At 37.8% G+C, this 14,034-nt stretch carries 11 protein-coding genes and 1 riboswitch; of the genes, 1 reads left to right on the top strand and 10 read right to left on the bottom strand.

Translation table 11 applies throughout. The features are described 5' to 3' along the window. Positions 1-63 precede the first annotated feature (63 nt). Positions 64-309 (bottom strand): hypothetical protein, encoded by a 246-nt coding sequence (locus tag FPQ13_RS10450; protein WP_144089274.1) that lies wholly within the window; start codon positions 307-309, stop codon positions 64-66. Positions 310-899: 590 nt separating this feature from the next. On the opposite strand from FPQ13_RS10450, the gene FPQ13_RS10445 reads away from it, so the two are divergent. Then, positions 900-4,655: an AAA domain-containing protein gene (locus tag FPQ13_RS10445; RefSeq protein ID WP_186279654.1), complete on the top strand. Its 3,756-nt coding sequence runs from the start codon at positions 900-902 to the stop codon at positions 4,653-4,655. Positions 4,656-5,192: 537 nt separating this feature from the next. On the opposite strand, the gene FPQ13_RS10440 is transcribed toward FPQ13_RS10445, so the two are convergent. The 9 genes from FPQ13_RS10440 to FPQ13_RS10400 all read right to left on the bottom strand — a co-directional run bounded on the left by FPQ13_RS10440 (position 5,193) and on the right by FPQ13_RS10400 (position 13,863). Further along, positions 5,193-6,215 carry an aromatic ring-hydroxylating dioxygenase subunit alpha gene (locus FPQ13_RS10440; RefSeq protein ID WP_144089272.1) on the bottom strand — a complete coding sequence of 341 codons (1,023 nt, stop codon included), beginning with the start codon at positions 6,213-6,215 and terminating at the stop codon, positions 5,193-5,195. Further along, the gene (locus FPQ13_RS10435; RefSeq protein WP_144089275.1) at positions 6,202-7,554 is read right to left on the bottom strand and encodes a uracil-xanthine permease family protein; all 1,353 of its coding nucleotides are present in this window, start codon (positions 7,552-7,554) and stop codon (positions 6,202-6,204) included. The genes FPQ13_RS10440 and FPQ13_RS10435 overlap by 14 nt, the downstream gene beginning before the upstream one ends. Positions 7,555-7,772: 218 nt before the next feature. Further along, a riboswitch (purine riboswitch) is annotated at positions 7,773-7,874 on the bottom strand. A gap of 394 nt (positions 7,875-8,268) precedes the next feature. Next, positions 8,269-8,910, bottom strand: coding sequence for a pentapeptide repeat-containing protein (locus tag FPQ13_RS10430; RefSeq protein ID WP_144089271.1), 642 nt, complete (start codon positions 8,908-8,910; stop codon positions 8,269-8,271). Positions 8,911-9,240: 330 nt separating this feature from the next. Further along, the gene (locus FPQ13_RS10425) at positions 9,241-9,507 is read right to left on the bottom strand and encodes a glutaredoxin family protein (protein WP_144089270.1); all 267 of its coding nucleotides are present in this window, start codon (positions 9,505-9,507) and stop codon (positions 9,241-9,243) included. A gap of 1 nt (position 9,508) precedes the next feature. Beyond that, a complete protein-coding gene (locus FPQ13_RS10420; RefSeq protein WP_144089269.1) occupies positions 9,509-9,898 on the bottom strand; it encodes a DUF302 domain-containing protein in 390 nt (129 codons plus the stop codon). Between the two features lie 23 nt (positions 9,899-9,921). Then, positions 9,922-10,278 carry a rhodanese-like domain-containing protein gene (locus tag FPQ13_RS10415; protein ID WP_144089268.1) on the bottom strand — a complete coding sequence of 119 codons (357 nt, stop codon included), beginning with the start codon at positions 10,276-10,278 and terminating at the stop codon, positions 9,922-9,924. Positions 10,279-10,378: 100 nt separating this feature from the next. Then, the gene (locus tag FPQ13_RS13760; protein WP_246065481.1) at positions 10,379-10,711 is read right to left on the bottom strand and encodes a DUF305 domain-containing protein; all 333 of its coding nucleotides are present in this window, start codon (positions 10,709-10,711) and stop codon (positions 10,379-10,381) included. Positions 10,712-11,336: 625 nt separating this feature from the next. Beyond that, positions 11,337-13,502 carry a heavy metal translocating P-type ATPase gene (locus FPQ13_RS10405; RefSeq protein WP_144089267.1) on the bottom strand — a complete coding sequence of 722 codons (2,166 nt, stop codon included), beginning with the start codon at positions 13,500-13,502 and terminating at the stop codon, positions 11,337-11,339. Beyond that, the gene (locus FPQ13_RS10400; protein WP_144089266.1) at positions 13,495-13,863 is read right to left on the bottom strand and encodes an ArsR/SmtB family transcription factor; all 369 of its coding nucleotides are present in this window, start codon (positions 13,861-13,863) and stop codon (positions 13,495-13,497) included. Before FPQ13_RS10400 ends, FPQ13_RS10405 begins: the two co-directional genes overlap by 8 nt. Between the last annotated feature and the right edge of the window lie 171 nt (positions 13,864-14,034).

Here is a 14,034-nt window from a genome sequence, read left to right as displayed (position 1 = left end):
TCAGACCGAAAGCGAGGAGGGGAAATAACCCTCCACCGGATCACCCTACTTTTTTACACAAACTTATTGACGGTACCCAAATTCTTTACTGATTTGATTTATTGTAAAACCAATATAAAAGTTGTCAAACAATTGCCTTTGGTAGCCTTGTTCTACTGTATGTAACATTGATTCAATCATTTTATTCATATCTTGAATTTCTTGTTCGTTTATTGAAATACCTTTATTATTTAAATAATCATCGAATGTACTTTCGGACAAATCATTATAAGCATTAATTAAAGACATTAAGTTGACAGGTTTATCCATTTAAATCTTCCTTTCACTAACTAATAAACTTTACCTGCTTAACATATTAAAACATCTAATTTTTGAGCAAATTGTTTTTCACCCCTTCTCCCATTAACAGCACTTTTCCAATTTAGAATAAGAAAAAATAAGTACCAAACGAACATACTCTTATGCCCACTTTAATCGTAAGAAATTTCTGTACGGTCATAGCTTCTTTATGATGAACGAATTGGGTCACTAGTGATTGAATAATCCAGTATTTCATAGAAATACACAAGGAGTGATTGCTTAAAATATCTTAATCAATAACTCCATGGTATTTGTATGAAAATCAATGGAAAGGATACTGTTATGGTAAGCACTTAAATAATAAATTAAAACGTATAAAGCACGGATGATTTTCACTTTCTTAATTAATCTAGCTACTTATATATAAATATAACAAAATTTCACACAATAGCCAGGTTCGCTTTTCGCGAATTAATAATAAATTGAACTTTACTTTAGTTTTGCTGCAAGTGTCTAACTTGCTCAGCAATTGTATTTTTTTGTAGTTCTATTTCATGTATAATATTTGGTAATTAATGTTCTTCTTAAGGGTGGTTTATGTGAAGAAAAAGTTAGTCTCATTACGTGACAAATTAAATAATATCAGTAAAAGCAACCGTTCGATCCGTCTGTTAAAAAAATATAATAAGTGGACGTTTGACTTATCCGAATTACATAAAAATGCTCAAGACCCACTAGAAATTTTAGAAAAATTACGTTCTAACCAAGGTCAGACAATCGTCACAGCTCGTTCAAGTGATGATGTATCGATGCAACAATCCAAAAAACTAACTAGTCTGTATCGTAATATTAAATCAATTGAAGAAGAAACTGGATTATATGAATTGTACTTGGGCTACCCTTTCATCGAAGGATGTTTGGCTGATGGAACCTATATAAGAGCTCCACTCTTTCTATACCCTGTTGAATTAAAGCGGGTGAAAAAGGCAGATATTCAATGGGATGCCTTACCTGTTAACGATCAACAACCACAGGTAAATAGAACGTTCTTCTTGGCTTTTCAAAAAATTAATGAAATTTATTTTCCAGATGATTTTTTTGATCAAGTGGAAGAACTAGCTCAAGAAGATAACCCTGAGGGAATACTAGAATTTTTACAGGGGTATCATTTCAATATATCGGATAATCGTACAGAATATTTGGAGCAAATTGAAGATTATAAACGAGATGAGATTCCAGTATTCAATCGAAATAGTTTCCGTCTTAATAACCAAGCAGTCATAGGTCATTTCCCTCAAGGAGATTCAGCAATATTAAAAGATTACAATGAATTTATTGATTTGGTTGAGGAAGATCAGGACCTTGGAAAAGTCAGTGATTTTTTAAATTTACAGGCGATGACTACAGATTTCAACTCAGACCAACTACCCAGCGATAAACCTTTTATAGAACAGGTAAATCATGAAAAATCAAAGTTTTTGGTATTGGATACCGACGCATCCCAAGAGAAAATTATCGATATCTTGGAAGAACAAGATGGATTGGTCGTTCATGGACCCCCCGGCACGGGAAAATCACAGGTCATAGTTAATATGATTGCTAATGCAATGGCCAAAGGCGAAAGGGTAATGCTTGTCACACAAAAGCGAGCTGCCTTGGATGTAGTCTATGAAAGATTGGATGCATTACAATTATCCAACCATGTGGCCCTTTTACATGATGAAAAAAATGATCGAAAAAGCTTATACAGCAAGATCAACAGCAACTTGAATCAAAGTAATCAGTTAGAAGACATTTATTATGAACATGAAAGTCTATCTGATCAAATTATTCGAACAGAAGATGAAATGAATCAGGTGACTAAGGCAATTTTCACACCTCAGGAACACGGCTATCGAGCGTACGATCTTTACGGATTTAGCAAACCATATAAAGATCAAGAAACAATCATCGATGTGAAAAGTATTCTAAAGTCCATCAATAAGAGCAATATTGACGACATCTTAGCTGATGTAGCAACTTATGCCAATTATTTTGAAACATTCGATGGCAATAATAATCCTGTCAGTGACAGAAAGCCTTTTCACGAGACAACTTTGGCTGATCGAATGGCCTTAATTGAAATTCTCCAAAAATCGATCGATCACTCTAGAGAAATTACCAATTATTTGGATCACTTTGAAGACGAAGAAATAACTCCAGCGTATAGCCTGAGCATTGATAAGAAAGTTGAAAAAATCTATGATGATTTAAACACAAATGAACAAAGAACGCTTCAAAAGCTAAGACTTTGGTTATGGACAAGCTTCACTGGAAAGACAATTATTGAAGATTTGTTAGATGGAGATAAATTTAGAGGTTTAAACTCAAAAGAATGGCCAAAATTAAGAGAAAATATATCTTTTTTATATGAACTATCTCAGGGAAGCAGTGAATTACTTGAAGAAATGCAGAATTTGAGTAAGTATTTTCAAGATGAATCAATTAAAAGATTTGAAAAAAGAATCTCTAAAGGAGATATACCTTTAATAGATTTTCAAAAGAGATTAGATTATATCAAGGAATACTTTGATAAACTGCGAGAAATGGATCAATTTTACCAATCCAGAGAAAAACACGTTCAGTTTATTATTAATGCATTGATTGAAAAGGTTCCCAAAGCACATTCATTACAAAAGGCTTGGGTAGATATTACGAAGCAATCGATTTACATTCATTGGATTGACGAAATCGAAGCTAAACACCCTGAGTTAGTTAAAATTGGCAATGGCTCCTTTCAGCAACTTCAAAATAAACTAGAAACTCTTTTAAAAGAAAAGAAAAATATTACGATTAAACTGTTGCAAAATGAATTGAATCAAAAAATTGAGAAAGTTAGAAGGCAGAACGTTAAGGCATTTAAAGGTATGAGTCACCAAACAAACAAGAAAAGAAAACTATGGAAAGTCAGAAAATTTGTCAATGAGTTTTCTTTAGATGGACTACTCGATATCATGCCTGTTTGGCTTGTATCACCTGAAGTCTCATCAGCTATTTTTCCGTTGGAAGAAAACCTCTTTGATCTGGTTATTTTTGATGAAGCTTCCCAATGTACCGTTGAAAATGGAATCCCGGCAATATATAGAGGCCAGAAAGTCGTTGTAGCAGGAGATGAACAACAACTTCCTCCAACTAACTTATTTAAGAGCACTGTTGATATTGATGATGAACTGGATGAAGATGAGTTGGATGAATTTGAAGAATCAGAGAGTCTATTAAACTTAGCGAAACGAATTCTGCCAAACCAAATGCTGGAGTGGCATTATCGTTCTAAATCAGAAGAGCTAATTAACTTCTCTAATCACGCATTTTACAACGGTTCAATGCAAATCGCGCCAAATGTGAACCACTTACAGAATCCTCCTGCGATACAGTGGCATTCATCGGACGGACGTTGGATTAATCAAAGAAATACAGTGGAAGCTGAGGATGTTGTAAAGCTTTTAAAACAACTATTAATTCAGGACCACAATAAAACAATCGGAATCATCACATTCAATGCGAAACAACAGGAAGTGATTGAAGATGTAATTGATAAGTACACAGAAGAAGACCCTGAATTTGGTGTCATTTACGAAGAAGTGATGAGTCGGGATTTGGATGAGCGAATTTTCGTGAAAAACATTGAAAACGTTCAAGGTGATGAGCGAGATATTATCATTTTTTCAATTGCTTATGCAAAAAATGCTGAGGGTCGAGTGTATAATCGCTTTGGAACGCTAGGACAACAAGGCGGCGAAAATCGGCTGAATGTTGCTGTCACTCGAGCCAAGGAAGCTATACACATCGTTTCAAGTATAAATCCAAATGAGTTAGATGTAACCAATACCAAAAACTTAGGACCAAAATTATTGAAGCATTATTTAAAATATGCTTATGAAGTCTCCAACCTGAATAAAGAAAAAATTGAATATGTCATTTCAGAAATTAATACAGAAACAAATACAAAGACTCAGCAAACTACTCTACATTTTGATTCACCATTTGAAGAGCAAGTTTATAATCAACTAAGAAACATAGGTTATCAAGTTAATACACAAATTGGTATGTCTGGTTATCGAATCGACCTGGCAGTAGTTGATCCCAATGACTCAAGTAAATACGTATTAGGAATTGAATGTGATGGTGAAATGTATCACAGTGCTCCATCTGCAAGAGAGCGAGATATTTATCGACAAAGATACTTGGAATCGAAAGGTTGGACAATAGAAAGAATTTGGAGCAGAAACTGGTGGAATGATCCACAAGCAGAAATTGAACGGATTGACCAAACTATCAAAACACTCTCTAAATCACAAGCTCCTACTGCCAATTAAGAAAGCTTGAATATCAGCACAAGAATGTATATGAAATTCATTCTTTGTGCTGATTTTTCATTAATGCTACTTTTTCTATTATAAAAGGTCTTAACAGTTATGATTCAAAATTACACAATTCATAATAACAAAATAATAATCGAACTAGTTATAACTTCTCCCCACTAATCATCCCAGCCATATCAAACTAGCATCTTGCTCAACGTGAATCGCCGGCAATTTCCCATCTGTATTCATAACCGCTTCCCTTCGCTATATTTAAGCCGACCCGCCAACTGACGGCTTTTCCTAGCTAAATCTTAAGCTTATGAGTAACCATCTTTTTGTGACTACAACCGCTAATTCAGAAATGGCTTTTCATTATTCAAAGGCTTGCTACAGAAATATAATACGCTTTCACCGGGCTCTCTCGAGTAGACTCTGTGGGCTCTCATCGGCTTGGCTTTCCCGAAGGAGTCTTCGTATATTTCTTTCGCTATATAAAAAAGACAGGCTCATCACCTGTCTTTTTTATATAAACCCCTTCGATTTTCTCTATTATTTAACCGCAGACTTCTTTTTCATCCGTTCTAATTTCTCTTCATCCAATGGAAGTGTCCCTGTCTCAATCCCCAATTCAGACAACCAACGACGGTAAGCAATGGTCAGTGCGTCTGATTTTAAATGCATCTCCGCCTGCAAATCTAATGGAAGCAATTCTGGTTTTTGGCTTTCGACGATATCCAAATCTTGATAGAAAATTGTATCTTGAAATTCGCGGTATGGCTCATCTGGTTGATCGAGCTCATAGTTTCGCGTCAATAACATGAATACACGACTTTTTTCATTATCTTCTTGATTGACTGCCGTTAAAATCGTGAACTCTTCGTCGGATCCTTCCGTCGTTTTCGTAAACCGAGCGACTGTCGGACGTAATACTTGATAGACATAGTCGGTGTATCCACCTTTTGAGCGACCATCCGCATTTGGTTGATAGACTGGTATTTTACTCGTTGTTAAGTGTCCATCCACGAAATCTACACTGTAATCAACGACTTCTGCATGATTTGCATCGCCTAACATGCCTTCGTGAACAAACATGAGATGGGCAACGTCGATAAAGTTTTCGATAATCCGTGGTGCATTGGCCTTTACTTCATACGGTCCGCAAATAATTGTTCGGTAACCTTCCGCTTCACCTTCCGGATAGTTGATGAGTTCTTCTGGTTCATCACCAAGGCAAACCCAAATTAATCCCATGTATTCTTCACAATGATAGACAACGGCACGAGCTTTCTTCGGGATTGGTCGTTCGCAAGGTAGTGCAGGGATTTTTGTACAAGCTCCTTGTTCGTCGTATTCCCACGCATGATAAGCACAGACAAGTTTTCCATCGACGACTTTCCCTAACGATAACGCTGCGCCACGGTGAATACATAAATCTTTGAATGCATGAACACCTTTTTCATTTCGGAAAATGACGACGCGTTCACCTAATACGTGTACCTGTTTCGGGTCGTCACCTAGTTCGTCAGCTTTACAAACGGGATGCCAATCATTCCATAATCTATCTTGTTGCATATTCTATCTCTCCTTTTGCAGTAACTGTCTTTTTATCTTCCAGCTTTTCTGGTAGTAATACATTCAATACTAATGCGCCAATAGCACCGACGGCTGTTCCAGAAGCAACAAAATAGGTAGCCAGATTTGGCAAACCGCTCATTACTTCTTGTGGAATTAGGGCCGCAAATAAAGCCAACATAATAGGTACACCAATGACAATCATATTTCTTTCCGTGAATGGTTCGTTTTTAATGACTTTCAAACCGTTCATCATGATGACGACACATAGAACAGCAAACACACCACTGATGACAACACCTGGAATGCTGGCGATGACACTCGTGAGTTTAGGCATCATACCAAGAACAACTAAAATCGCTCCTCCTGCAAGGATTGGACGGCGACTTTTAATGCCTGTAACGGCGATGATTCCTGCGTTAGAGGAATATCCAGTCACAGGTGTCCCACCGAAAAATGATCCGGTCAAACAACCTAACCCTTCACCAACTGCGCCTCCGTTCAACCGCTTATCATCAAGTTTTTGATCCGTCACTTCACCGACTGTAAACCATGTTCCGGTTGTTTCAATAACGATAATCATATAGATGGCTATCATAATTAAAACAGCATCTAATTCGAATGTTGGCATTCCAAAAGCGAAAATACTTGGAAGGGCAAACCATGAACTATCTTTTACGGATGAAAAATCAACGAGTCCATAAAAGGACGCGATAATTGTACCGATGCCAAGCGCCATAATGACAGATGCGAGCTTCACAAAACGGAAGCGTTTAGTCGCTTTTTCACCGAGATACATGCAGCCGATCAAAATCGATGCAGAAATAAAAGCAATCATGATATTTACATTGGCGTTTCCTGGAGCGTTATACACGGAACTAATGGCACTCGGCATCAAGGAAATTCCCACAACGACAATGACCGTTCCAGCAACAATAGGTGGAATGAATTTTTTCACGACTTTACTGAATAGCTTCAGTCGTCCGATTAATGCAATGAGAATTGCTCCTGGAATCAAACTGCCGATCATCGCTCCTAATCCTGATGTCGTACCGATTGCTGCGAGTGCAGTTAACGGAACAAACGATGGTCCTTGCATCACAGGAAGCTTCATCGCAAATCCCGCTTGAATTAATGTTGCCAACCCACACGCGATAAACGTCATTTGAATCAATAGCGCTGTATCCCCTACCGTCAATGAAAGCAGTCCAGCTAATATGATCGGCGGAATAAATAAATCCATCGCCAACACATGTTGGAAGCCAACAAAAATTGATTTACTGACTGATGTTTTCTCATTGTTGGGAGACGGCTCTTTTTCCTTCTTTTTAGGTTCCATTTTAGTAACTTTCACTTCACTTTGAACACTTTCCATTCATGAACGTCCTCCCTTAATTGGTTGTTGGACGTTTTTCATATAATCCAATCTCTAAAAAATGAAATTGGAACACACAGTACGTTTTCGAACATTAAAAAAGCTCGAACTACACGCCTATGTAAAAGCATGTACTTCGAGCTTAAAAAGTCGAAAAGTAACTCGCATCTTAATAAAAAGATGCTACCGTACGTGCTTTTCATAGTCGGTTTATTTACGGTAAACCGGTAGAAACTTGCAGGCCATATCCCCACGATTATATGAAAAACGCTTATGAAATTGTTTGATTTTAGTATAACATTATTCTGAAAGCTGGCAAGTAGTTTGTGAGATTTTTTTATAAAAAATGAGTGAAACGCTTACAATAACTTTGATATGCATTAGAAAAATAGTTAAAAACCGAACATTAAAACAATATTTTTTATTAACGTTAGTTAAATCCAGATTCGTTCTATTCCTTGATTTTAAGTGTTAGAACGCTTATTTGAACGGTCTGATTGAAGTTTTGAACAGTCAACGACATTGTTTGAACAGTCAAGGCGATGTTTTGAACGGTTAGCAGTATGTTTTGAACGGATAGTGAGCAGCATTGAACAGTTAGCTGATTTTTTTGAACGATCAGAGATCAACTTTGAACACTTAGAGAGACGATTTGAACGTTTAGCATACTTTCAATAGTTAATCCTTCACCGTCACACCAAATAACTCAATCAATGAGATCGCTTGCTCTGCTGAAACGATTGCTCCTTGGATATCTTCTTTTTGAATATGTATCTGTCTTAATTCACAGTTACTAAGGTCAACATCTTTCAACGAAGTTCCGGTAAATTGTACGTCATCGATTGTAGATGAGCCGAATTGTACATTGAAAAACTCCGATTCTATGAAGTTGGCACTTTTCAGCAAGCAGTCATTGAATGATACATCTTGCATGTTTGCTAAATTAAATAACGTATAAGGAGCTTGGCAATCAATCATTCGGACATCACGTAAGTCAGCGCGGTCAAAATCTGTACCGACCAATTTACAATTTCTAAATTCAACCCGATTCATCTGCACATTTGTCAACTTCACATTCGACAGGTCACAGTTTTCAAAGGTCACGTCAACCCAGGATGAATGAGGAAGTTTTGCATAATCAAAATGAACACCTTTTATATACACTTCCCGAAATCGAACATGCTCTGCTTCCAGTCCTGGAGCAACAGATTCAACTCGCAACATTTCGATCTCTGAAGCATCTTCAAGAGTGCTCATATTTGTTGTTTCGAGTTGTTTAGGTAGGTCTGGACTTTCAATTGGACGATTTCGTTTTTTCATTATACTCACCCTTCTTTGGAATCAGCATTTTGTTTCTCAATTGCTTTCACAAGACGTATCAACCAATACAATCCTTGGAAGGATCATCGTCGTAGCGAAACGTAACATCATTAAAATAAATGTATTTAATAAAATCCGATATTGATCGCAAAAAATTCAAGTACAAAAAATAAAAGAACGATCACAAGAATAACCAATATATAATTAACTTTTTTTAATGCGTTCAATCGTTCCCCCCCATGATTAACGGTGATTTAAATATAACAAATTTAGGAAGCTATGCCCAGACCATTAAAAAACCGGCAATCCTTTTTTAAGAATCACCGGTTATTATTCAGATATTGAATCATTCGTTGATCGCACGCCCAATAATTCCAACGTCCGAATCGGATCGAATCCAGAAACCCATTCGCCACCGACATTCAGTTGGGGGACAGACAATCGACGCGTTTGTTTCACTAGTTTCATCCGAGTAATCGGACGCAAATCAACATAAATTTCTTCGTATTCAACGGATAACCCGGTCAGCAAATCTCTGACCATAGCACATACCGGGCATGTCGTTGTGGAATAGAGCGTGATTTTCTTATCATTCATTTTATTTACTTTGTTCAATTGCTTCAATTAGTTGGTTTTCAATATCTTTTGCTGTTTCATGAATGGCATCATCGCCAACCATTTTCATTAATTCTGTCGGCTTTGGCATTCCGATTTTTGTTTTTTCATCTTGATCATCTTGATAAACGACCATTTTACAAGGAAGCATATAGCCAACCATTTGATTAGTCGTCAATACTTGTTGTGCTGCCTTTGGATTACAAACTTCCAACACTAAAAATGGATATTCATAATCGAGGCCTTTACTCTCTAGTGTTCCTTTTACATCAAAATGCCATAACACACCGAACTGCTTTTCTTTCAAGCTCTCTTCTAATGTTTTTGCTGCTTCTTCAACTGACTTTGTTGTTTCTACTGTATAATGAAACATTTTCATCCGCTCCTTTTATTGATTTACCATCTGCTCATTCCGCCTTGAACATTATAGACATGAGAAAAACCATTTTTCTTCAATAGCTTTGCCGCTTTTGTACTTCTCATACCGCTTTGACAGATGACGACAACTTCTTTTTCTCGGTCTAATGAAGATAAATCATTTTTCAAACTGAAAAGCGGATAATTTTTAAACGGCTTTGCATGATTTGCTTTGTATTCTCCTGGTGTTCTAACATCGATGAATTGAACCTTTTTATCTTTCATTTTTTTCTTTGCTTCGTTTACATTGATGTTTGTAATCCCTTTTACTGGCATAAATCGGTTAATCAAAAATGCGATTACAATCGCAATAATGATCCATTCAATAATACCCAATCCCGTTTCCCCCTTTTTTAAAACCCAAACTCTATTTATTATTTGGTTTCATTATATACCCCCATAGGTAAAATAACAAACGTTACGATTCAGTTTATTTTTAGGAATTTTCATTCGTTTCCTCTTCATCTTCTTCATCTTTATCCGAAGATTCGCCTTGTTCGCCCTCTCCTTTTTTACCGTGCTTTTCAATGTCTTCGATCAACGACTCCATCAAAGCAATTTCTTCTTTTTGTGTCTGAGAAATTTCAGCTGCTAGCTTTTTCACACGTGGATCTTCAAGTTCTGCGCGCTCACTCGTTAAGATGGCAATCGAATGGTGTGGAATCATCGCTTCCATATAATCAGTGTCGTCTACAATCATCTGACTACGAACGAGCCATAAGGAAACACCGAATACAAGAACACCTACACCGAGAATGACAACGTTCAATATTTTCTTTTTTGTGCATCTTCCACATAAATAGCATCATGATGATTGTCATACATGAGCCCATAATCAACACCATGTAGACACGCATTTCACTGAAAAATATATGATTGATTTGAAATACGTTTAAGTACATTAACCAATACATGACAAACGTTGAAGTTACAATCATCAAACCGAATTTTACATAAGGATTCATTTTACCCCTCCTAGTTGTTTATAAATCGATTTCCCCATATGACAAAACACAAACCTATAGGGGGTATTTTTAAGGATGAAAAATAAGCACAAAGCCGTCTTTTTTGACGGACTCCGTGCTATATAGAACTTTCCGGTGTTTTTCTCTGCCGTTCGGTGAAATAGAGAACTCCTATTCGACCGTTCAGCAATTTTTCTCAGCTGTTCGGGGGAATAGAGGCCTTCTATTCGACCTTTCGGCAGTTTTTCTCAGTCGCTCGGGGGAATAGAACGCTTCTATTCGACCTTTCGTGAGTTTTCCTTAGCCGTTTGGGTGTATAGAGTGCTTCTATTCGACCGTCTGGCAACTTTTCTCTGCCGTTCGGGCGTATAGAGCGCTTCTATTCGACCTTTCAACTGTTTTTCTTTACCGTTCAGGGGTATAGAGCTTCTATTCTTTTTCTTTCACGCGCATCAAGCGCATACTGTTCAATGCAACGAGTACAGTGGCACCCATATCAGATAGAATAGCAATCCATAAAGTTAACCATCCCGGAATGACGAGGAGCAATGCAGCGACTTTGATGGCGATCGCAAAAGTGATATTTCCTTTGATTGTGTTCAATGTTTTGCGACTTAGTCGGACGAGGAATGGTAGTTTTTCTAAATCGTCTCCCATTAACGCAACATCCGCTGTTTCAAGTGCAGTATCAGTTCCTGCGCCACCCATGGCGATTCCGACTGTTGATGCTGCTAATGCAGGAGCATCGTTGACACCGTCTCCAATCATAGCCACTTGCTTATGGCTATCTCTTAAGCTTCGAATAACTTCTAACTTATCTTGAGGTAATAGTTCTGAGCGAACATCCGTAACGCCAACTTGTTTACCAATCGCTTGAGCTGTATTGGCATTATCACCTGTTAACATGACGGTTTTCTCAACTCCTGCACGGTGAAGTTTTTCGATGACGCTTTGGCTCGCGTCTCGAACTTCATCGGCTACAGCCAAGATTAGTTCAACGTTTTCTTTTGTTCCGGCAATCAAAACGGTTTTCCCTTCATTTTGAAGTGCTTGAACTTTTTCTTTTACCGTAGGATCTAATTTATTCATCGTTAACTCATTGAATAGGTTTGGACTGCCGACATAGTACGTACTTCCGTCGATGTCACCTTGAATTCCTTTTCCAGTTATAGACGTAAAGTCGTTAATTTCAACCGTTTGATAGTCAATCATCTTCTCATCCGCTGTTTTCAAAATCGCAGAAGCTAATGGATGTTGTGAGCGATTTTCAAGTGCTGAAACTTTTTTGAGTACTTCTTTCTCATCCGCTTCTTGGTCTACCAGCTCAATGTTCGTGACGACTGGAACACCTTTCGTCAATGTTCCAGTTTTATCAAACGCCATGGCTTTCAAACCACCGATTTCTTCTAAATAGATGCCGCCTTTGATCAGAACACCTTGCTTCGCGGCATTTCCAATCGCAGAAACAATGGAAATTGGTGTCGAGATGACAAGCGCACATGGACAACCGACAACGAGTACGGCCAAGCCTTGATAGACCCATGTGTCCCAACTTGCTCCGAAAAATAACGGCGGCAAGACGGCAACCAATGCGGCGATGACCATAATGATCGGTGTATAGTATTTGGCAAAACGATCGACAAACGCTTGAGATGGCGCCCGTTCCGCTTGTGCCTCTTCAACAAGATGAATGATTTTTGCCAATGTTGTATCATCAACAAGCTTAGTGACTTTAACTTCCAAGTGCCCTTCCTCATTCAACGTACCTGCGAAAACTTCGTCAGCTTCTGTTTTTTCTACAGGAACAGATTCACCTGTAATGGCAGCTTGGTTAATCGATGACGAACCGTTAAGAATGACGCCATCCATGGCAATTTTTTGGCCTGGTTTTACAATCATCGTATCTCCGACAACAATTTCATCGACATGGACAGTCGTTTCCTGACCGAACCGTTTAACAATTGCCTTATTCGGCGCAATGTCCATTAATGATTGAATCGATTTTCTTGCCTGATCCATTGAGAAGCGTTCCAGTTCTTCACTGATTGCAAAGAGAATAACGACGACGGACACTTCTGCCCATTCACCTATGATGACACCACCAATAACGGCAATTGTCATTAGCGTACGCATATCAAATTCAAAGCGAACTAAGTTTTGCAAACCGGTTTTTAGCAAGGAGACGCCACCGACTAACATGGAAGCGATAAAGAGTAACGCCGTAACGACGTTATCGCTGCCGTTGACAAACATCGATAAAAACCCAAAAGCCATAAACAATGCAGAGAAAAGAACAGTGCTATATTTCTTATAAAACGGCACTTTCTCCTCTTTTGTTTCTTCTTCTGTTGATGACTGCTTAGGCGGTTTATCTGGAGAAACTTTTAGATTTTCAAATGAACCCGCTTTTTCTAATTCTTCAATGGTCGCTTCTCCATATACGTAGATCTTTGAAGCCCCGAAGTTTACTTTTGCATCTTCCACATTCGGTAATTTTTTGACGTTGTTTTCAAATTTCCCTGCGCAGTTCGCACACGAAAATCCTTGAACGCGGTAAGTGGATTTATCTTCATGTTCCTTTAATTGCTCAGCCACTGACCATCACTTCTTTCTGATGCTCTATTGCTACTAGCATGATTTGTTTGATATGATCATCGTCCAATGAATAAAAAGCTAGTTTATGTTCTTTACGATAGCGAACAACACCTTGCTTATAGAGTGTTCGTAAATGATGCGATGTCGTCGCAACAGTTGCACCAATAATATTAGCCAAGTCACAAACGCATAGCTCTTCCTCTTGGCAAAGTGCATAAACGATTTTTGCTCGTTTTTCATCAGCGATTGCTTTCAACAACATCGCTGTACCTTTAATATCAACTTCTTCTAGATCTTGTTGAACTTGCTCAACCTTTTCCTCGTTGTAACAAAAAACTTCACATGTATCTTTTTGAGTCATTAAAAACCCCTCCCTCTATTCGACTAGTTGCTTGAATATTGTATGTTTTATTTCATTCAAATGTTCGTTTGATTATAGTATAAGACCTTTTTATGTATCATTCAAGTAATCCTTTGAATAAGTACTACTCATATTCGTTTTGGGTGTTTTTTGTTTGTGGTAGAACGTCAT

The sequence above is a fragment of the Allobacillus salarius genome (genome assembly GCF_007559425.1).
GTDB lineage: Bacteria > Bacillota > Bacilli > Bacillales > Alkalibacillaceae > Allobacillus > Allobacillus salarius.
The sequence above is the reverse complement of the archived record's forward strand: the minus strand, read 5'-3'. Positions and strand labels throughout refer to the sequence as shown.